Below are 20,410 nucleotides of genomic sequence, written 5' to 3' on the forward strand. Positions count from 1 at the left end.
AGGCTCCGGAACATGGGGCTGCTATTTCAGCCATACGGTCGGCTACCCGGCAAGAAGGTGGTTGCCAACCATTTCGCGCCCCGTTTCACTATCACGATGCATCCGCTCCCCCGCAGCCTGTATGCCGATACCGCACGTCCGGCCCACCCCACGCCGCCGCTGGATGGTGATCGACATACCAGCGTCGTCATCATCGGTGCGGGCTTCACCGGCCTGTCCACCGCGCTGCATCTGGCGGAGAAACGCGTCGATACAGTTGTCCTGGAAGCAAACCAGCCGGGTTGGGGTGCCTCCGGGCGGAATGGCGGGCAAGTCAACCCAGGACTGAAACACGATCCCGATACGGTGCTGAAGGATTTCGGAACCGATCTTGGCGGGCGGATGGTCACCCTATCCAGTGAGGCACCAAACCTTGTGTTCCGGCTGGTCGAACGTCACCAAATCGCGTGCGATGCACTGCAATCCGGCACATTGCGCTCCGCCATCACCGCACGAGGCGCGCAGGAGGTCGCGGCCTTGGCCGAACAATGGATCCGACGTGACGCACCCGTTTCGGTACTGGACCAGACCGCGATCTCTGCAGCCACTGGGACCCGACGCTATCACGCCGCCATGCTGGACAAACGGGGTGGACAGGTGAACCCGCTCGGCTACGCAAGAGGCCTGGCGCAGGCCGCTGCCCAAGCGGGGGCAGTAATCCATGGCGATACAAAGGTCATTGCCTTGCGCAAATTGGGCCCGCTGTGGCGGGTGGAGACACAAACCGGGACCGTCACGGCTGAGAAATTGGTCCTCGCGACCAACGGCTACACCGATGACCTCTGGCCCGGACTACGGCGCAGCCTGGTGCCGCTGTACAGCGCCATCGCCGCGACTGAACCGTTGCCGCGGGAATTGGTGGACCGACTGATGCCGATCCGTTCGTCTTTGTATGAGATCGGCAGCATCACCGTCTATTATCGTTTCAGCCTTGACAATCGGCTGCTGATTGGAGGCCGCAGCGTGCAGCGGGACGTCAGCGCTCCGGACGCGTTGCGCTACCTGACCAACTACGCTGTGCGCTTGTGGCCCGAATTGCAGAGATTCAAGTGGACTCATGGGTGGAGTGGCCAGTTAGCGTACACGCCCGACCATTATCCCCATATCCACGAGCCTGACCCGGCTGTCCTAGTCTGCCTCGGCTACAACGGCCGTGGCGTGGCCATGAGCACCGCGATGGGACCACAGCTTGCGGACCGCGTGCTGGGTGGTGAGATCGACATGCCGGTTACGGCGATCAGCAAAGTGCCGTTTCATGGCCTTTGGCGCTCGGGGGTTGCCGCGCGGGTGGCCTACGGCCGGATTAGGGATATGCTGGGACTCTGAGGCACGGTTCTTGCTACACTCCATCCAAACAGACGGAGGCACAGGGGCATGTCGGCCAAACCGTTTCACCTCGCCTGGTTCCTGCAAGGGTCCAGCGTGCAGGCCTGGGGCGAGCCGTGGACCGGCCATATCGGCACGACATGGGAACAGCCGGAGTTGTTCCTGGACATGGCGCGATCCCTAGAGCGTGCCTGCTTTGACTACATCCTGCTCGAAGATTCATCCTATGTCGGCGAAAGCTATGGCGGGTCAACCGAGGTCTATCTGAAGAACGGTATCGCAGTGCCGCGCCAGGATCCGTCTGTTGTCGCGGCGCTAATGACACAGGTGACCTCGCGGATCGGCATCGTCCCGACCTTCGGCACCTACGCTTACCCACCGTACCTGCTGGCCCGGCTGATGGCGACGCTCGATCAAGTCAGCGGTGGCCGAGCCGGATGGAACATGGTCACCGGCAGCTCCGACTTTGCGGCGATGAACTTCGGCATGAGCGGCATGCCGGAGCATGATCTGCGTTACGATATGGCGGACGAGTATATCGATGTCGTCTCGAAACTATGGGCTTCGTGGCAGCCTGGCGCCATCATCGCGGATCGGAAGTCGGGGGTGCTGGTTGATCCGACCAAGGTCCACGCGGTCAATCATGAAGGCAAGTTCTTTAGGACTCGCGGTCCGCTGAACTCAGGCCCGGCGCCGCAGGGACAGCCGGTGATTGCCCAGGCGGGCGGCTCGCCACGTGGGCGGGAGTTCGCGGCACGCCATGCCGACACGATCGTTGCACATCCGAAAGGCGTCGATGGGATGAAGGCTTACCGCGACGACGTGCGCCGCCGTATGGCCGCATGCGGACGCAATCCTGACGACTGCAAAGTGCTGTTCCTGGTCAACCCGATCTTCGGCGAAACGGACGCCGAAGCACAGGAGCGGCTACGCCTGCGCAAACTGCGCGCCGAGGCGACGCTGGCGCAGCGCCTGGCTCATGTCGGCAAGGTCATGAACATCGATTTCGGCAAGATGGACCTTGACGCGCCCATCCCCGACAGCCTGACCACCAACGGCCACCAGCAGACGCTGGAGCAGCTCAAGGCGATGGCGAAGGGCCGGACGCTGCGACAGACCATGAACGAGCACAACGTGACCGCACTGTCCTGCGAATTGGTCGGCACGATCGAGAGCGTAGCGGCGCAGATGGGCGAGGTCATGGCCGAGGTGGGCGGTGACGGGTTTCTATTCTCCATGCCTAACGTCAATCGCCGCACGCTGGCAGAGATCGAGGATGGTCTGGTCCCCGCCTTGCAGGATCGCGGCCTGATCCGGACAGCTTATGCCCATAAGCAATTCCGCGACAATTTGCTGGAGTACTGAGCATGTCCAATGGCGCGACAAGAATGAGCCGCCGAGCGGTGGTCGTTTCGGCATTGGCTATGCCGTTCCTGAACACGCGGGCGAGGGCCGCCCTACCGGACATCCCGCCGATTCCGGAAAAACTGAAGGGCACCGGTGAACTTCGCATCGCCACGTTCGGCGGTTTCATGCAGGATTGCCAGAAGAAGGCGTATTTCGAACCGTTCGAAAAGATGTCCGGGATCAAGATCAACGACTTCGCGGGTTCCGACTTCACGAAGATCAAGGCCATGGTGGACACCAACACCGTAGAATGGGATTTGGCGCAACTCAGCCGCTTCTCGGTCCTGGGATTGCAGAAGAAGGGTGATTACTTCGAGCCGATCGACTACGATCTGGTGGACCCCAACGTAGGCGAGGAATTCCGGTTCAAATGGGGCCTAGAGATGCTCGTCTGGGCTCAGGTCATGGCATATCGCACCGATGCGTTCGGCGGGAAGGTGCCGAATGGCTGGGCGGATTTCTGGGATACCAAAAAATTCCCTGGCGACCGTTCATTGATCGGTTCCGGCGCCGGCAACAATCCGGAATTGGAGTTCGCGTTGCTCGCCGCCGGCGTGCCGCCGGACAAGTTGTATCCGTTGGACCTCGATAAGGCTTTCGCCAGCTATGACAAGATCAAGGACAGTATCGTCAAGTGGTGGGACACTGGTGCCGTACCGCCGCAATTGCTGACCGACAAGGAAGTCGTACTCACCAGTGCCTGGAACGGCCGTATCGCGGCGCTGGAAAAAGCCGGCGTCCCCGCCACGGTCAGTTGGCCGCAGGGACTGTCGAAGCGCGACTGCTGGGCCGTGCCCAAAGGCGCGAAGAACCGTGAGAACGCCATGAAGTTCATTGCCTTCTCCACCATGGCTGTTCCCCAGGCCCGGCTGTCGTCACTGATTCCATATGGGTTCGTCAACGATAAGTCCGCCAACTACATGACCGAGGACCAGATGAAGGTGCTGCCCAGTGCGCCGGATATCCGATCTCAACTTGTCAAGTACGATTATCAATGGTGGGTCGATAACCGTGACGTCGCCGTCGCCCGGTTCAATAAGTGGCTGCTGGGATGAAGGGAGCCACTGTCTCCCTATGGTCGGTTGAAAAGGATTACGGGACCGTCGGTGCCGTGCGGGGAGTCTCGCTCGACATCGGCGCCGGTGAATTCCTGACGCTTCTTGGTCCCAGCGGCTCGGGCAAGACGACGACACTGATGATGATCGCTGGGTTCGAGGATCCCAGCAACGGCGACATTGCCATCGATGGGCACTCGGTCGTTGGCGTGTCCCCACATAAGCGCAATATTGGAATGGTGTTCCAAAACTACGCGCTCTTCCCACATATGACGGTGGCAGAGAATATCGCATTCCCGTTGAAGCAGCGCGCAATCGTCAAGACGGAGCAGAGATCCCGCGTGGCCGAGGTACTGGACCTCGTGCGCCTGCCCGGCTATGCAGAACGGTATCCCAAGCAACTATCGGGCGGCCAGCAACAGCGTGTCGCCTTGGCACGCGCCATCGTCTTCAACCCCAGGCTGCTATTGATGGATGAACCGCTTGGCGCCCTCGACAAGCAGCTTCGCGAGAGCCTGCAACTCGAAATGCGGCGCCTGCATGCAGAGTTGGGAATCACCTTCGTCTATGTCACGCACGATCAGGAAGAGGCACTCACCATGTCCGATCGTATCGCAGTGATGAACGAAGGGCGCATCGCCCAGCTTGGCCGACCTGAAGATCTCTACGATCGTCCCTCCAGCAAATTCGTGGCGTCCTTTCTGGGCGAATCGAACTTCCTATCCGGCGTCGTACATGGTTTCGAGCCAAACGACATCGTCGTGACCGACTGTGCCGGCGCGATGGTTCGCGCAGTCGCCAGCGACCGGCCCACGACGGGCGATGCAGTCACGATAAGCATGCGGCCGGAGCGTTTGCATTTTGCCGATACACTAGCCACACCACTGTCCAACCGCCTCATCGCCACCATCACCGATGCCGTTTTCGTCGGCGAACGCTGCCGATACCTGCTGCGAGCAGCCGATGGCACCAGTCTGGTGGTTAAGGAGCCGTCAGGTTCGGGAATCCGTCGCCGGTCTGTTGGCGAAACGATTGAGCTGGTGTGGGGCGCCGCGGATACGGTGATTGTGTGAAAGGAACGTCGTCACTGACCGTGTCCAGCGAGACCGGCGCTTTCCCAATCGCTGCTCCCGCCCGACGACCTGTCACGAAGCTTCGGCCCCGGCTCATGACGCCCCTGCTACTGACCGCGCCCCTGCTGCTGTTCATGTTGGTGTTCTATACTCTGCCGGTGTTAGCGATGCTGCTGCGCAGTGTTTCTGAGCCTCACTGGACGCTCGCGAACTACGCCGCGCTGAGTGTGGACACCGTGTTTCAGAACGTCTTTCTCACGACGTTGCGCACCGCGGTCATCGTCACGTTCGGCTGTCTGGTGCTGGGGTATCCGGTCGCGCTCTACCTCCTCCGGCCGGGCAGGACGGCACTGAACGCGCTGATCGTGGTGCTGCTGCCGTTCTGGACCTCCATCCTCGTCCGCAGCTATGCCTGGATGGTCCTGCTCGGACGCCGAGGATTGCTGAATGAGGCGCTGATCGCTGCCGGCGTGATCGCCCATCCACTGCGAATCCTGAACACTTCCATCGCCGTCTATATCGCGATGATCCACATCCTGCTGCCTTACATGATCCTGCCGATCGCCAACGCGCTGCGGCAGATCGATCCATCGCTACGCCGAGCAGCGCTTGGTCTGGGTGCGACGCCAGCCGGGGCATTCCGGCAGGTGACATTGCCGTTATCGATGCCGGGAGTCGCAGCTGGCGTACTGCTGGTGTTCGTTCTTTCCCTCGGCTTCTACATCACGCCCGCCCTGCTCGGAGGGCCACGGGATATGACCGTTGCCATGCTGATCGCGAATCAGGTGGATCAGTTGAATTGGCCCTACGCCGCCTGCCTGTCGGCGGCGCTGCTCGCGACGACGCTGGCGATCATGGCACTGTTCCAGAAGCTCTTCGGCGTTGGCACCGCCTTCCGGTCTATCGAGCGATGAGTCCCGGCGATCGCCTGCTGCGCCTGTTCGTACCGATCATCCTGGTGGTTATGATCGCGCCGATCCTGGTGGTAATTCTGCTGTCGTTTTCCCAGGCCAGCTACCTGACCTTTCCGCCGCCAGCGCTGGGATTACGGTGGTATCGCGCCTATCTGGGGTCGCGTGATTGGCTGTCCGCTACCCGGATCAGCATAGAAGTCGCGGTCTCGACCGTCGTCCTGTCCACGATCTTGGGAACCGCAGCCACGCTGGGTCTGGGACGGTTGCCGAAATGGGCACGCACCCTGGCCATCGGCCTGATACTGTCACCGCTGGTCATGCCGGTGATCGTGGTGGCGATCGGACTTTACTATGCATTCGCGCGGTACGGCCTGGTCGGGACACCAGCAGGGCTGGTGCTGGCACATACTTGCCTGGCGGTGCCCTTCGTCGTGACCAGCGTCGGCACCAGCCTCGCCGGTTTCGACCGCCGGCTCGAAATGGCGGCCCTCTCGCTCGGCGCCACACCCTGGGGGACGTTTCGGCAGGTGACGCTGCCGCTCATCCGGCCGGGCATCCTAGTGGGGGCGCTCTTCGCGTTCATTACCTCGTTCGATGAGCTGATCGTGTCGCTGTTCCTGTCCGGCGCGAATGCGGTCACGCTGCCGCGCAGGATGTGGGAGGACTTGCGGTACGACATCGACCCGACGATCGCGGCGGTGTCGACGCTGACGATCGTCGTCACCGTCCTGCCGCTGCTGTGGGCCAGAGTCGGGCGACGGAAGGCGAGCTGACGCCAAACTATTGCCGGTGCATGGCGCCTCCCATGCGCGCCATGTCCATTTTCTGGAAATCAGGCGGCGGCGCGAAAGCGTTGTCAGGAATCGGCCCATATGAAACGACCGTCGCCTCCATCGATCCATCGTGGTTCGCATCCTGACCTTCTGCCTGCAACAGCACACCGTCATCGGTCAAGCAGGCAGTGCCGTTATGTCGTGGGCTTTGTACATCGTATTCCGTGCAGGACAGGCCGGCGATCGTCTTCATTCCTTTCCGTTGAAACTTCGCATTCTCGGTCGAGAAGTTCATCACCTTGCTCTGGTCGTACGGCATTTCCATGTACATGTGCTGCTGGAGCATGATCATGGTCATATGGCCGGAGGCGCGGTCGGCGATCATCCGGTACGGTTGCCCGACCGGTTCGACATAGGTCCTCTGGGCGTGCGCGGCGAAACCGATCCTGATGGTTTCGACCGACGGCTGGCCGGGTGGGACCATGCCTTGCCCGCTGATTCGGTAGGTAACGACGACGTCACGTGTGGGCTGGATAAGCGGCTGCGCCAGGGCGGCGACCGGACAGGCGATCAGAAGGGCGACCGCGATCTTGATCAGGTGCTTGAGCATCAAATCCATCTCTTTCGGCCTGTTGTACTGACGATACGTTACGATTTTGATATGAGAAAGACGAGCGCATAGGTCAGGCAATCGTGATCTTCCTCTTCACGGCCAGCTTCGTGCTAACCTTAGACAACTTTAACAGGCTGATATCGTTGAATCCATAAAGGACCAGGGCAGCCGACCGTGACGAAATCGAACCCGGCGAGGTTCGGTATCAGACATCCGGCGGTTCGCCCTGGATCGGAGTCCTGCCCAGGCTGACAATCAACTGCGTGATCTCCGCCACCGCGCGTTCGGCCGCCGCGACGTCCGGCCCCTTGGCGACCAACGCCACACCGTTGCCGGTTGCCCGGTAGAACGGATAGCTGCCGATATCCAGGTCGGGGTATCGCGCCTGGATCGCCGCCAGGCCGTCGGCTATCACGCCTTCGGGCAGGCCGATCGCATGGACCACACGCATCTCGATCTTCGTCCCACCTTGCAGCCGAGGCGCCAGCCATTCGAACATCGACTGCATGACCCGCGGGACTCCGGCCATGACGTAGACATTTTCCATCTGAAACCCAGGAGCGACCGAGATCGAATTCTCGATCAGCGCTGCACCACGCGGCATGGTCGCCATGCGCTGGCGGGCGGCGTTGAAGTCGCCGGGCTTGTAGCTGGCCTCCATGCGCGGCCATGCCACCGGATGTGGCTCCCACGGCACGCCGAATGCGGCAGCCACGCATTCGCTGGTGATGTCATCGTGGGTCGGACCAATGCCGCCGGTGGTGAAAACGTAATCGAACTTCTTCCGCACCTCGTTGACCGTGTCGATGATCGTCTGATGCACGTCGGGGATCACCCGCACTTCTCGCAACGGAATCCCCAGATTGCCCAGGCCCGTCGCCAGGAACTGGATATTGGCATCACGGGTGCGGCCGGACAGCACCTCATTGCCGATCACCAGCAGGCAAGCGGTGGGGTTTGGGGCGGCCATCGTCCTCGTCTCCCTTACAGGAACTCGCGCAGCAGTGGGATCAACGGCTTATCCGCAGGGGGCATTTCATACTCGGCGAGTTTTGCCGCCCGCACCCAGGCGAGCGTCTGACCCTCCCGAGTGGTGGGGATGCCTTTCCAGCGGCGGCAGATGAACAGCGGCATGAGAAGGTGAAAACTGCCGTAATCGTGCGATGCAAACGCGAAAGGGGCAAGACAGGCCGCGGTAACGTCGATGCCCAGTTCCTCCTTCAACTCGCGGATCAGGGCGGCCTCCGGCATTTCGCCAGGATTAAGCTTGCCGCCCGGGAACTCCCAGAGGCCAGCCATTTTCTTCCCCTCCGGCCGACGTGCCAGCAGGACACGGCCATCGACATCGACCAGGGCGCAGGCGACGACCAGCAGCAGGGTCTTGGCGCCGGGTATGGTCGCGGCGTCGGGTGGCGCTTCGAGCTTGCCAAAGATGTCGTCGCGCGTGGCCTCGAACAGTGCAACCTCGTGCGGCGCCTCGTGCAGCAAAGATTGGCGGGTGGCATGGCCGGCGGGGCGGAAGCCAATGCGTCCCAGCACGATGACCGAGGCGTCATTGCCCTCGGCGACCTCGGCAGTGATGCGATCAACCGGCAGGTTTGCGAAGGCCCAACTCACCAGTCGACTGGCGGCCTCGGTCGCGACACCGTGCCGCCAATAGGCGCGGCCAACCCAGTAGCCAATGCGCCCGACCCGCTCCGCCGGGTCGATGCGCAGGCCGACGACGCCGACTAGGGTCTCCTTCTTGCCCTCATGGCCCGTGATGGCGAGGTGGTAACCGGTACCTGCGGCGAGTTGCTTGGCGGTGGAAGCGATCCATTCGTCGGCGAGGTCGCGCGGGTAGGGGTAGGGGAGTTCGGCGAGGGTGCGCGTGACCTCCCAGTCGTTGACCAGACGGTGCATCGACTCGGCATCTGCGGGCCGCAGCGGTCGAAGAGTCAGGCGCTCGGTTTTCAGCGGTTTAAAGCCGCCCGCCTCGGCCTTGCGCCGCGTGGCGCGCGCACGCTTGGGTTTGGCGGGGGCGATGGTCATCTCTGTGGTCATGGATCCGGCCGTGGCAAGGGGCGGCAGGGTGGCAAAGGGGGTGCGAAGCGTGCAAGTCCCCTTATGTTCCGCGAGCCGCAGGTTACCGTTGGGATGCGGGCGCGAGGGGCGATTTGCCGAGGGCGTTACTTGTCTGCCACGGAGGCGATATCGGGGACGATTGCTGCGGAACCGGTGGCTATCCCATCCCGCCATCGACAACCAAACGAAAACCGGTGAAGCATGTCCCTAGGAGGGACCCGACCATGAAACTCGGCATCCATCTGCCGCACATCGGCCGCAAGGCCGGCCCCGATTCCATCCGCCGCACCGCTATTGAAGCTGAAACGCTTGGGTTCGACGATGTCTGGGTCAGCGAACACATCATTGTCCCCAAGGATAGCCCCTATCCGCCTTCCCCGAATTTCTGGGATCCAGTCCTGACGCTCACCTGGGCTGCAGCGGTTACCAGCAAAGTGCGGCTGGGCACCTCTGTCCTGGTGCTGCCGCTGCGCCATCCCCTGCCGCTGGCGAAGGAGCTGGCGACGCTGCAGAACCTGTCCGGCGGCCGACTAATCCTGGGCGCCGGCGTTGGCTGGCTGGAAGCTGAGTTCGCCGCCCTAGGCGTGCCGTTCGAGCAGCGCGGCCGGCGGATGGACGAGGGCATCGCCATGATGAAGGCGGCCTGGAGTCAGGATCCAGTCAGTTTTGCCGCCAAATGGATTCCTGCGAAGATCGACGCCATGCGCTCCCAACCACTGCCCGTCGCGCCAATCCCGATTTGGGTCGGAGGTGCGTCGGACGCCGCTGTCAGACGGGCGCTGCGCCACGATGGCTGGCACGGCAGCCGGATCGCCCCCGACAAGGCCGCCGGCTGGGTCAAGCGGCTACGGGCGGAGCGGTCCGGCGCCGACTTTACCATCTCCATCCGCGTCGGTTGCAGCGCCGCCAATGTCCAAACCATGGGCGACGCGCTGAAAGCTTATGCCGATGCTGGTATCCAGCATATCCTGGTCGCGCCGGAAGATCGGGACCTGGATACCTACCTGGCCACCGCCGCCGCGTTCAGGGAGGCTGCCGCGCGAACGTAAAAGTTTGACACGGGCAGGATACTTCCCCATCTGCCCGCGTCCCTATATGCGTGCGAGGTGAAGGAGCCTGCGCATGGACTTGATCCGGCATTCCGCTCGGCGGGATTTGCGGGTGGATTTCTTTCGTGGCCTCGCGTTGTGGTGGATTTTCACCGATCACATCCCGGGCGACCTGCTGTCGAACGTCAGCCTGCGCAACTTCGCGATGTGCGACGCCACCGAGATTTTCGTCCTGCTGGCCGGCTACGGCGCCGGATTGTCATACGGCAAGCGCCTGCACACTCACGGCTTCGTCTCCTCCGCCGCAGATGTACTGAAACGCGCCTGGACGCTGTACGTCGCTCACATCTTCCTGTTCGTCCTGTTCTCGGCCCAGGTATCGTATTCGGCCACTGCGCTCAATCGGCTCTCCTACCTGGAGGAAAGCCGGCTAGACGTCCTTGGCGACGATCCCTATCGCAGCATCCTGGAGGCGGTGTTCCTGCGCTTCCAACCGAGCCTGCTGAACATCCTACCGCTCTATGTCGTGCTGCTCGTGCTGTTTGCTGCGACGATCTGGCTGCTGCGGTGGCCGCACATACTGTTCGGCCTGTCCTTCGCCACCTATCTGCTGGTGCAAATCACCCATGTGAATCTGAACGAGTGGACCGGCGAGGGCTGGTTCTTCGATCCGTTCGCCTGGCAGTTTCTGTTTGTCCTGGGCGTGCTGATGGCCTGCGCCCCACCTCGCATGCCACGAAGGAAATGGCCTTATGACATCCTGGCCATCTTCGTCGTCGTGATCGGTCTCATCACTGCCTATGTCATTGAGCCACAGCCGCATATCCTGGACTGGTTCTCCGCCTCCTGGTTGCGCTTCCTGGTGATCGAAGACAAGACCGGCCTGCATCCGTTCCGCCTGGCATCGATCCTGTCGCTGACCTGGTTGGCGGTGCGGTTGATCCCGCCGCACGCCGCTTGGCTGCGGACCCGCTGGGCCTCGGTGCTTGTGCTACTAGGTCAGCACTCGTTGCCCGTATTCTGCGCCGGCATCGTCCTGGGCTTCGTCGCCCGCCTGGGGTTGGAATTCAATGACCGTGCGGCGATGCAGGTAGCGATCAACCTGTTCGGCGCCGTCGGTATGACCGCAGTCGGCGGTCTTGCTGCCTGGTACCGTGTGAAGGACAGAGCCAGCCACGCCAAGGAGCGCGTGACGGAACGTTCCGCGGAACGCCTGGTGGAGCGGCGCGTTGTTGAACAGCATGACTCGCGCTTGCCGCAGGCCGTACAGCCTGATACCGGTTGACGCCATGCGTTGGCTGGCCATGTCGTTGACTGCGTTGTTCATGGCTGCCTCCGCATGCGCACAACCCGCTCTTGACGGGAAGTTGCCTTGCGAGATGCCGTCTGAGTACATCACGCCGGCCTTTCCGCTACCAGCCGTTGCTGCCGCGCTCGCCGCCAGTCGCCCGGTGGAAATCCTCGCGCTCGGGTCCGGCTCCACTGTCGGCGAGACAGGCGGGACGACAGGCAGAGCGTTCGCGGGGAAAACCCCCGGCGCCTCCTTCCCGTTCCGGATGGCGGAGGCACTCCGCGCCTTGCGGCCGGACGCCCGCTTCAACCTCACGGTCGCGGGTGGCCGCAACATGACTGCCGACGACATGCTGACGATCCTGCGCCAGCACCTGACGGAGCGTCACTTCGACCTACTGCTGTGGCAGACCGGCACCGTGGAGGCCGTGCGCGGCATCCGTCCGGAAATGCTGCACGACGTACTGGAGCAAGGTATCGACGCCGCTATCGAAAAGCGTACCGATGTGGTGCTGGTCGACCCGCAATTCAGCCGCTTTCTGCGCGCCAATATCGATGTCGATCCGTATGAATGGGTCTTGCAGCAAACGGCCGATCATGCCGGCATCGGGTTGTTCCAGCGCCTTGGGTTGACGCAGACCTGGGTGAACAGTGGCGAGGTGGACCTAGAGCGGGCCAGCCGCGACCAGCGCGACAAAACTGTCGCCTTATTGAACGCGTGCCTGGGTCAGGCAATCGCGCGTTACGTGTTTGCAGGTGCCGCCGCACCTTAGAGCGGACTCGTGGAAATTTGCCCTCGGCCGGTTCCTCCGTAACATGGGTTCGAACGAATATACGGACCACCAGGGGAACAGGACGGGGGAAACATGATGGATTACGCGTCCGCCTTCGCCGGGCTGAAAGTCATTGACCTGAGCGGCGGCGTCGCCGGGCCGTCCTGCGCGATGATGCTGGCGCAGCACGGGGCCGATGTCATCAAGGTGGAAACGCCGCATAATGGCGGCGACTGGTCTCGTATCCTTGGCCGCACGTACGAGGACCATTCGGCCTTTTCACTATATGGCACGCTGGGCAAGCGCAGCTTGGCGATGGACCTGAAGACGCCGGAAGGGAAGGAGGTGTTGTGGCGCCTGATCAAGGGGGCCGACGTGTTCATCGAGGGATTCCGGCCCGGCACCATCCAGCGCTACGGCTTCGGCTATGATTCTGTCAACGCGGCGGAACCGGGGATCATCTACTACTCGATCTCCGGCTTTGGGCAGACAGGCCCACTGGCGTCGCGGCCCGCCATGGACCCAGTACTGCAGGCGTTCATCGGTATTGTGACCGAGAACAAAGGCGAGCATGACGGCCATCCGCACCGCATCGCGATCTCGCTGATTGATATGTATTCCGGCCTGCTGGGGTTCCAGGCTATCGCCACCTCGCTGTATGTGCGACGCGCACAAGCGGAGAAGAAGGGCCGCTATATCGACCTCAGCCTGATGCATAGCGGGGCGATGCTGTCGGTGATACGGATGATCGCCAATTACCTGGAGCATGGTACGGCGCAGCGGACCTCGATGCCAAGCGGTGTGTTCAACACGATCGACGGGCAGATCAATATCACGATGGTGCGGCCGTCCGACTGGCGGCCGTTCTGCGAGGCGATCGAGGCCATGGACCTTCACGACGATGCCCGGTTCTCCACGTCCGCAACGCGCGCGGCGAACCTGGATGAGCTCTACGCCTTGCTGCGACCCCGCATCGCCGATCACACCACCGCCTGGTTGTCGGAACGCTTGGCCACTCGGGGCATCATGAACGGCCGCGTCAACAGTTACGAGGAGTTTCTGAAGGAGGAACAGGTCGCAGCCACCGGCATCATGGCTTGGCTGCAGCAGCCGGGCGTGCCGGATTTGGTACCGACCCCCAACATCCCCGGCCTGCCGCCCTTAGTCAGCGGCAGCAAGCGCGCGCACGCGCCGACGCTGGGCGAGCATTCGTCCGAGGTCCTGGCCGACCACGGCTATTCCTCGGCCGAGATCGCGACGCTGTTTGAGAAGAAGATAGTGGCCGGACGGTAGATCGCGATTGACCCGCGCCGCCGGGGGTCTATATCCGAGGAGCGGGGCTGCCCGGTGCGTCAGACAATTTTACCCCCGGGGCCAGTAAGCACTCCCTTGGGGGCTGGCGCTGTCAGGATCCTGGTCTTGGTATCTGGCACCCACCTGCACTCGCAGGCCTTGGGAGGGTTTAACGTCGACGGCCCATGGTGGCTCCGCAGTCTTCTCGTTCGGTCGGTAGCCTGTTCGCTCGAATAAATTGACTGAACGCAAATGGGCGTGTCCCTAGTTTCCTGGGGGCGAATCACCCAGTTAGATGGTAGCGGCGGACGGATTTGAACCGCCGACCAAGGGATTATGATTCCCTACCAGGGTAAGGAATTCCGCCGAATTCAGTTTATCATGTTGCATCCTTGTCGCAAGGAGCATATGCGGATGCCTGGGATTCCTTGGGATTAACCGGGATTTGTCCCATGCAAGAAGCTCGTTCGCGGATGGGTTGCGGTCATGTCATCGGTACGCAAGCGGTCATGGAAATCTGGCGGCGAGATGAAGACAGCCTGGGTGTGTGACTACTTCGACCAGAGCGGCAAACGGCACCTTAAGACGTTCCCCACCAAAAAAGCTGCGACGGACTTCGAGACCACTACGCGCAATGAGGTGGCTTCAGGCACTCATACACCGGAGCGGGACAGCATCACGGTCGCTGAGGCCGGTGGATTATGGTTGGAGCGAGGTAAACGCAAGGGTCTTGAGCGCAGCACCCTGGACAAGTATCGGAACCACGTAGATCTCCATATCAAGCCGCTGATCGGCAATGTGAAGCTGGCGCGCCTCTCCGCCCCGATGGGTGAGAAGTTCCATGACGACCTGCTGGATAAGCTCTCCCGGCCAATGGCCAAGAAAGTGCTAGGGAGCCTGAAATCCATCCTGGCAGAGGCGCAGCGTCGCGGGCTAGTGGCGCAAAATGCGATCGGCCAAGTCAAGATCAAGATTGCCGGGCGCGACAAGAGGAAGTTGGCGGTCGGTCGCGACATTCCGACAAAGGCTGAAGTTGCAGCCATCCTGAAGGCTGCCACCGGTCGCTGGCATCCATTGCTGGTGACGGCCGTCTTCGCCGGCCTGCGGGCGTCGGAGCTGCGCGGCTTGACCTGGGAGAACGTGGACTTTGGCGATAAAGTGATCCACGTCCGACAGCGGGCGGACCAATGGAACAAGATCGGATCCCCGAAGTCCGAAGCCGGCCATCGCGCCGTCCCGATGTCTCCCCTGGTGTTGAACACGCTAAGGGAATGGAAACTCGCCTGCCCTCGCGCCGAGAGAACCGACGATCAGCCCGGCCGCCTGTGGCTGGTGTTCCCCAACGGTGACGGGAAGGCCGAGTCACATGCCAACATCGTCAACCGCGGGTTCGATCCCATCCAGATCGCCGCCGGGGTCTTTGAGCCGCACCCCGCTAAACGGGACGACGACGGCAATCCCGTGCCGGTGGCCAAGTACGGGCTGCACGCGCTTCGTCACTTCTTTGCGTCCTGGATCATTGAGCAGGGCTTCACCCCGAAACGACTTCAGGTCCTGATGGGTCATGCGTCGATCCAGATGACGTTCGATACCTACGGGCACCTGTTTCCGTCCCTGGAGGACGACCACGCGAAGTTCGCGGCCGGTGAGCTGGCGGTGGTGAAGTGAACAGAGCGGAACTTGGCCTCGCTGGTTGGCTGCCAGATCCCGTCAAATCCTGGATCGAAGCCAATCGAAATCATCCCGAGCATGTGGCAAACGCTCAACTTATCGACCGACTGGCCAACGACTCAAGCTTGCAGAGTATGTGGCGTGAACTACACCGTCGCAAACCTGATGGAAGCTGGGTTCACACGGTAAACGCTCAGATTTTGGCGAAAATCTGCGACGTGTCGGAAAACGATCGAGATGAATGTCAAGGCATCGCTCTGATCTTCCTGTTCAAGCAAATACTTCATGTTGCCGTGACGTTGTATCCCGCTCGCGTCGAGGCCGAGGTTGCCGCCTCGACGGAAGATTATCTGCGCCGAGCGCGGGCTCTGCGTATAGAGGCGGAAGACACCGCGAGGTTACCTCCCGGCGCCGGGGGCATAGACTGGAACATCGCGGCGGCCTCAATGCGAGCAAAGGCAGACGTTCTCGAACAGGCGGCCTCAGAAGCTCAGTGTTTCGCCGCCGTCGTGCCAAATGCGCGCAAGAACCTGACGGGCCTTCAGGCGGCATCACGACTATCTACGATAGTGCGGACGCTCTATGGAGAGGCCATGCCACACCAAGCGGCGGCAATCGCAAGTGCCTTGACCGGCGAATCGGTTACGTATGAGCAGGTTCGCCATCTCAACCGGCAGCAGCCTGGGAATGTGAAGTTTCTTCGTTCTTAGTCGGAATATTCACACACAGAGACTGCGAGACACTCCCACCCAATACATCCGTCTGCCATTCAACTTAAGAGGCAGACATGACCACCGAACCAATAACGTCAACCGCCATTCAGTCTCACACGATCGCCGACGACATGCTTAATGGCGCCGGCGAGATCGCCGTCTATACCGGCCTTCCTCTGCGGCGCGTAAACTACCTTCTCGAACAGCGGATGCTGCCGGCCTTCAAGGTCGGAAAGCTGTGGCAGATGCGGAAGTCCACCTACCGGCGGTCGATTGAGCAGCGTGAAGCCGAGGCAATGAAGGGCGCCGCCTGAGTGGTCGACGGCCATTCGGCGGCCGTCGCCGATCGGCTGCACGAAGCGCTGCTGCGTCCGTGTTGGCCTCCGTCAGGAAAGCGAAAGCGCCAGGACCTGACCGTCCCAGCGCCTTTCGGAGAACCAGTATCAACCCAAACGACAACGCCCTTTGATAACATTGCAGCAGTTGCCGCGCAACGGGCAACCGCCACAGCGCTCCGACGCGCACAGCAGCTTGATGCTGCCGGGCTGCCCGGATTGGCCGAAGCCCTGCGGGAGGTCGCGGCATGAGCGCCCCCTTCGACCGCGTGGAACTGACCACCCTCGCGTTAAACTTGGCCCGAAATGCCGGATATGCAGTCTTCCCCATCGGAGCCAACAAGCAACCTTCCATCTCAAAAGAAGAGGGTGGCAACGGTCTCCTCGACGGAACCACCGATCCCGAAAAGATTAAGCAGCTATTCGCACACCGGAACGCTCACCATGTCGGGGTCACCACGGGTGCGGCATCAGGAATATCAGTTCTTGATATCGATGCCGGCCGCTGGCCCGACGATGCGCCTGCTAAGACTATAGAGAAGCATGAGGCCGCGCGTGCGTGGTGGCATGCCAACGCCGATCGCTTGCCGGCCACACGCATCTATGAAAGCGCCAGCGGTGGCCTGCATGTTTACTTTCGTCACCGGCCTGGCATCGTCAACACGCAGTCGACGATCCATATGGGTGTTGATACGCGCGGCGACGGCGGATACATCGTTTTCTGGTTCGCGTCTGGCTATGCGTGCCGCGACCATTCGCCTCCTGCTGATTGGCCGCAGTGGCTGTTCGAGATCCTGACGACGCCCAAGGTCGAAACCTTCCGGACGTCGGGAGGTTTCAGGGGAGGTAAACACCAATCACTTGCCCCTGACCATGAAATAGTCCTGGAACGAGCGTTGAGGGTTGTTCGTTCCGCTGGTGAAGGTTCTAAACACACCGCAGTCAGATCGGCTGCCATTCTTCTTGGCGGTATCCAGGCCGCGGGCAGGTTCAGCGATGCCACAGCCCTCGCCTGGATCAAGGATGCTCTCCCCGACACCGTGAAGGATTGGAAGAACGTCGAGAAGACGGTCGAGTCCGGTCTGGTCCTGGGTCGCACAAAGCCGATCGACGTGCAGAGGGCAGGATGATGCCAGACGGCAACACCCGGCGGGATTTCGTCCCACCTCCGTCTGAGGGGTATCAGGAGTCCCATCCTGATTGGCGAGCGCGTCAGCAAACGCCTTCACCGGGAAAACCATCGGAGTCGCCTGCACTCCGGACCTTTCTGTCTATACAAGCGTGGGCAGATCGCCCGATTCCGCCGCCCGACCGCCTCCTTGGCGATCTGGTCACCACCACCACACGTATGTTCCTGGTGGGTCGCACAGGCCTGGGCAAGACGCTGCTCGGTCAGGCCATCGCATATGGCATCGCCAGCGGCGCCGGCTTCCTGCACTGGAGATCAACCAGAGCAGCCCGCGTTCTGATCATCGATGGAGAGATGCCAAGCGAATTGATCAAGGCCCGTGCCGTGGACGCGATCCGCCGCGGCGCCTCAGCCGTCCAAGACGGAAATCTGATCATCTATTCCCGAGAACTGGAGGATGAAATCTTCAAGGTTTGGCCCGACTTCGGGCGCCTCCAACCGCTCAATACTGAAGCAGGCCACCAGTTTGTCCTCGATCTCGTGGAGCGTCTCGGCGGCGTCGACCTGATCGTGTTCGACAATGTCATGAGCTTGATTGCCGGCGATCAGAAAGACGAAGTGCCATGGTCGGAGACATTGCCGCTGGTGTCTGCTCTGACGACCAAACGCATCGGCCAGATTTGGCTCGACCATACCGGCCATGACACCGGCAAGCAGTATGGCAGCGCCACCAAAGCATGGCGGTTCGATGCCGTCGGCTTGATGTCACCATTGGAGAAGGGAGAGACTGCACCAGGGGAAACCGCCTTCACTCTATCGTTCGAGGCTCCCGGCAAGGCGAGGCGCCGAACGCCCGACAATTGGGCCGAATTCGAGACCTGCATCATTCGATTGGCAGACGATCGCTGGACCTCCGAAACTGCTAGCGGACGCCCGATGGGAAGAGCCAAGGAGAACAAGCTCAATTCCCAAACGGCTTTGTTTCTTGCCGAATTCCGGAGGCTGCTGGCCGTCTCCGGGGCACCTTATACACCCCCAGGCGGCTGCTTCGGATGTCGCGCTGTATCACGCGAAGCACTGCGCCAAAAGCTGGTCGAAAAGGGGTGGTTTCCAGACAGTATGCTTCGGACTGCTTCGGATGGAATAGAACTCTTACGAAGCGGATACCCTAAAGAGAATAATGCGCTAACCACATTGAAGCGCAACGGCTTTATCGACTTCGACCGCATGTGCGTCTGGGAGAGTTGACCGCTGCTTCGGATTGCTTCGGACCGCTTTGTAAACGGTTCTGAAATCTGCTTCGTGCTTCGGATGCTTTTGGCCGCCTATAGAGGCGGCAAAATCCGAAGCAAAAGCAAAGCAGCCCGGTGGAGGTGAGAGACGGGGGGCAACGCCTCGGCTTCGCGTCCGAAAAATCAACGCTGCGGCCTTCGGCTTCGCGACCGTTCGTCAATCATCGGTAGCGAATGCAATTGACCGAGGGATATTTAGTCCCCTTGTCATTGCTTAGCATATTGTTTTCGGTGGAATTATTGAGCCATGTCGCATACATGTTGCACAGCAATCCAACAGCCTGACAGCATCATGACGACAGACCATCAACCTCCCCTGCCAGACAAGCCGACTACCCGGAAACGGCGCTTTCAGCCCTACAAGCGGCGCCCCACCCCAGACCCATTCCTTGCAATCCCAAACGCTCGGACACGAGAAGGCAAGGCGCTCCGTGTCCGCCGGGCGACGCTGATCGCGCACTGCGGGACTGCCCCGAGTGCCACACAGGCGATCCTGATCGACCGCATCATCAATCTCGAATGGCAGAGCATGCAGCTTGACCGCCTCGCCGCCCGCGCCTCGGGAGCAGAGACGATCGATATGCTGGAACGTGCGGACAAGCTGGCGAACACGCTGGGACGCTGCTTGGCTCGCCTGGGCCTGGAAGCGGCGGCCGCACGGAAACTCACGCCAGAAGAGGCCCTGGCCGCCATCCGCCTAATGCACGCCCCACGGCAGACCGAGACCGACGATGCCGCGTAAGGCCACCCCGGCGCCGGCCCCGACAGGCACGCCAGCGGCGCTGATGGCTGAAGGCGGCCTGCTGGCGCACGACTTCCATGGCCCGTCCTGGGACCTCTGGCGGGCCGTCCTGAAGGCGGCCTGGGCTGAACCCATGACCGAGGGCGAGGTGGCCTCCTTCCGAGAGGTGGCCGAGCGCGACCCGCCGGCCCAACGGGTCCGGGAGTTGTGGGCCATTGTGGGACGTCGTGGCGGCAAAGACAGCACGGCAGCCGCCATTGCCGTCAGCGGCGCCCTGGAGGACTACACGCAGCACTTGCGCACGGGCGAGCGCGCGACGATCGCGTGCCTGGCTACATCCCGCGATCAGGCGGCAATCATCCACCGCTACGTCACTGGCTACTTCGCCTCGATCCCGATCCTGAAGTCCCTGGTAGCGCGCGAGACGGACGACGCGTTGGAACTGCATAACTGTGTCGAGATCGTCATATCGACGAACAACTTTCGCGCCATACGCGGTCGCACCATAGCGGTTGCCATCCTCGACGAGGTCGCGTTCTTCAGGGATGACGGCGCGGCATCGAGTGATGTTGACCTTTATGCGGCGCTGGAACCCGCGATGGCGACGATCCCAACGTCGATCCTGGTCGGCATCAGCTCGCCGTACCGGCGGAAGGGCCTCTTGTTCAACAAGTGGCGGCAGCACTATGGAAAGCCCGACAACGACGTGCTGGTGGTGCGCGGCGCGTCTCGCACTTTCAATAGCACACTGCCGCAGCGCATTGTCGATGCGCGAATGGAGGTTGATCCAGAGGCGGCGGCCAGCGAATACCTGGCAGAGTGGCGCGAGGGCATCTCCGACCTGTTCGACCGCGCGCTG

Annotated in this window: 19 protein-coding genes, 1 other RNA gene and 1 pseudogene; 18 read left to right on the forward strand and 3 right to left on the reverse strand. The window is 61.7% G+C overall.

Annotated features, from left to right (window positions below):
• Window positions 1–12: 12 nt before the first annotated feature.
• From VHB27_RS04545 to VHB27_RS04570, 6 genes are all read left to right on the forward strand, one after another.
• The gene (locus tag VHB27_RS04545) at window positions 13–1,365 is read left to right on the forward strand and encodes an NAD(P)/FAD-dependent oxidoreductase (RefSeq protein ID WP_325597743.1); all 1,353 of its coding nucleotides are present in this window, start codon (window positions 13–15) and stop codon (window positions 1,363–1,365) included.
• A 48-nt stretch (window positions 1,366–1,413) separates the two neighbouring features.
• Window positions 1,414–2,730: an NtaA/DmoA family FMN-dependent monooxygenase gene (locus VHB27_RS04550; RefSeq protein ID WP_325597744.1), complete on the forward strand. Its 1,317-nt coding sequence runs from the start codon at window positions 1,414–1,416 to the stop codon at window positions 2,728–2,730.
• Between the two features lie 2 nt (window positions 2,731–2,732).
• Window positions 2,733–3,827 (forward strand): ABC transporter substrate-binding protein, encoded by a 1,095-nt coding sequence (locus VHB27_RS04555; RefSeq protein ID WP_325597745.1) that lies wholly within the window; start codon window positions 2,733–2,735, stop codon window positions 3,825–3,827.
• Complete coding sequence (locus VHB27_RS04560) at window positions 3,824–4,900, forward strand: ABC transporter ATP-binding protein (protein ID WP_325597746.1); 1,077 nt, start codon at window positions 3,824–3,826, stop codon at window positions 4,898–4,900. Before VHB27_RS04555 ends, VHB27_RS04560 begins: the two co-directional genes overlap by 4 nt.
• Window positions 4,901–4,995: 95 nt before the next feature.
• Complete coding sequence (locus VHB27_RS04565; protein WP_325597747.1) at window positions 4,996–5,814, forward strand: ABC transporter permease; 819 nt, start codon at window positions 4,996–4,998, stop codon at window positions 5,812–5,814.
• Complete coding sequence (locus VHB27_RS04570) at window positions 5,811–6,587, forward strand: ABC transporter permease (protein ID WP_325597748.1); 777 nt, start codon at window positions 5,811–5,813, stop codon at window positions 6,585–6,587. The genes VHB27_RS04565 and VHB27_RS04570 overlap by 4 nt, the downstream gene beginning before the upstream one ends.
• A 7-nt stretch (window positions 6,588–6,594) precedes the next feature.
• Here the strand turns inward: VHB27_RS04570 and VHB27_RS04575 are convergent, their stop codons facing one another.
• From VHB27_RS04575 to VHB27_RS04585, 3 genes are all read right to left on the reverse strand, one after another.
• Window positions 6,595–7,206, reverse strand: coding sequence for a DUF4412 domain-containing protein (locus VHB27_RS04575; protein WP_325597749.1), 612 nt, complete (start codon window positions 7,204–7,206; stop codon window positions 6,595–6,597).
• 199 nt (window positions 7,207–7,405) lie between these two features.
• Window positions 7,406–8,170, reverse strand: coding sequence for a competence/damage-inducible protein A (locus VHB27_RS04580; RefSeq protein WP_325597750.1), 765 nt, complete (start codon window positions 8,168–8,170; stop codon window positions 7,406–7,408).
• A gap of 14 nt (window positions 8,171–8,184) precedes the next feature.
• A complete protein-coding gene (locus VHB27_RS04585) occupies window positions 8,185–9,231 on the reverse strand; it encodes a bifunctional GNAT family N-acetyltransferase/(deoxy)nucleoside triphosphate pyrophosphohydrolase (RefSeq protein WP_325597751.1) in 1,047 nt (348 codons plus the stop codon).
• A gap of 257 nt (window positions 9,232–9,488) precedes the next feature.
• Here VHB27_RS04585 and VHB27_RS04590 point away from each other — a divergent pair, with 257 nt between their 5' ends.
• The 12 genes and pseudogenes from VHB27_RS04590 to VHB27_RS04645 all read left to right on the forward strand — a co-directional run.
• Window positions 9,489–10,313 (forward strand): TIGR03619 family F420-dependent LLM class oxidoreductase, encoded by an 825-nt coding sequence (locus VHB27_RS04590; RefSeq protein ID WP_325597752.1) that lies wholly within the window; start codon window positions 9,489–9,491, stop codon window positions 10,311–10,313.
• Between the two features lie 73 nt (window positions 10,314–10,386).
• On the forward strand, window positions 10,387–11,598 hold the full coding sequence (locus tag VHB27_RS04595; protein ID WP_325597753.1) for an OpgC family protein: 1,212 nt from the start codon (window positions 10,387–10,389) through the stop codon (window positions 11,596–11,598).
• Between the two features lie 4 nt (window positions 11,599–11,602).
• A complete protein-coding gene (locus VHB27_RS04600) occupies window positions 11,603–12,376 on the forward strand; it encodes a hypothetical protein (protein WP_325597754.1) in 774 nt (257 codons plus the stop codon).
• Between the two features lie 96 nt (window positions 12,377–12,472).
• Window positions 12,473–13,669 carry a CaiB/BaiF CoA transferase family protein gene (locus tag VHB27_RS04605; RefSeq protein WP_325597761.1) on the forward strand — a complete coding sequence of 399 codons (1,197 nt, stop codon included), beginning with the start codon at window positions 12,473–12,475 and terminating at the stop codon, window positions 13,667–13,669.
• Window positions 13,670–13,710: 41 nt separating this feature from the next.
• Window positions 13,711–13,868, forward strand: a non-coding RNA gene (gene ssrS / locus VHB27_RS04610) — 6S RNA.
• Window positions 13,869–14,155: 287 nt separating this feature from the next.
• Window positions 14,156–15,337 (forward strand): tyrosine-type recombinase/integrase, encoded by a 1,182-nt coding sequence (locus VHB27_RS04615; RefSeq protein ID WP_325597755.1) that lies wholly within the window; start codon window positions 14,156–14,158, stop codon window positions 15,335–15,337.
• The gene (locus VHB27_RS04620) at window positions 15,334–16,050 is read left to right on the forward strand and encodes a hypothetical protein (protein ID WP_325597756.1); all 717 of its coding nucleotides are present in this window, start codon (window positions 15,334–15,336) and stop codon (window positions 16,048–16,050) included. The genes VHB27_RS04615 and VHB27_RS04620 overlap by 4 nt, the downstream gene beginning before the upstream one ends.
• A 77-nt stretch (window positions 16,051–16,127) precedes the next feature.
• Window positions 16,128–16,367, forward strand: coding sequence for a hypothetical protein (locus VHB27_RS04625; RefSeq protein WP_325597757.1), 240 nt, complete (start codon window positions 16,128–16,130; stop codon window positions 16,365–16,367).
• A 269-nt stretch (window positions 16,368–16,636) separates the two neighbouring features.
• The gene (locus VHB27_RS04630; protein WP_325597758.1) at window positions 16,637–17,518 is read left to right on the forward strand and encodes a bifunctional DNA primase/polymerase; all 882 of its coding nucleotides are present in this window, start codon (window positions 16,637–16,639) and stop codon (window positions 17,516–17,518) included.
• Window positions 17,518–18,765: an AAA family ATPase gene (locus VHB27_RS04635; protein ID WP_325597759.1), complete on the forward strand. Its 1,248-nt coding sequence runs from the start codon at window positions 17,518–17,520 to the stop codon at window positions 18,763–18,765. The genes VHB27_RS04630 and VHB27_RS04635 overlap by 1 nt, the downstream gene beginning before the upstream one ends.
• A 336-nt stretch (window positions 18,766–19,101) precedes the next feature.
• Window positions 19,102–19,551, forward strand: a complete 450-nt coding sequence (locus VHB27_RS04640) for a hypothetical protein (protein ID WP_325597760.1) — start codon at window positions 19,102–19,104, stop codon at window positions 19,549–19,551.
• Window positions 19,541–20,410: pseudogene (locus VHB27_RS04645) on the forward strand (hypothetical protein); the annotation flags it as partial. The gene VHB27_RS04640 and the pseudogene VHB27_RS04645, both read left to right, overlap by 11 nt.

The organism is Rhodopila sp., from assembly GCF_035548235.1.
In the GTDB taxonomy this organism is placed as follows: Bacteria; Pseudomonadota; Alphaproteobacteria; order Acetobacterales; family Acetobacteraceae; genus Rhodopila.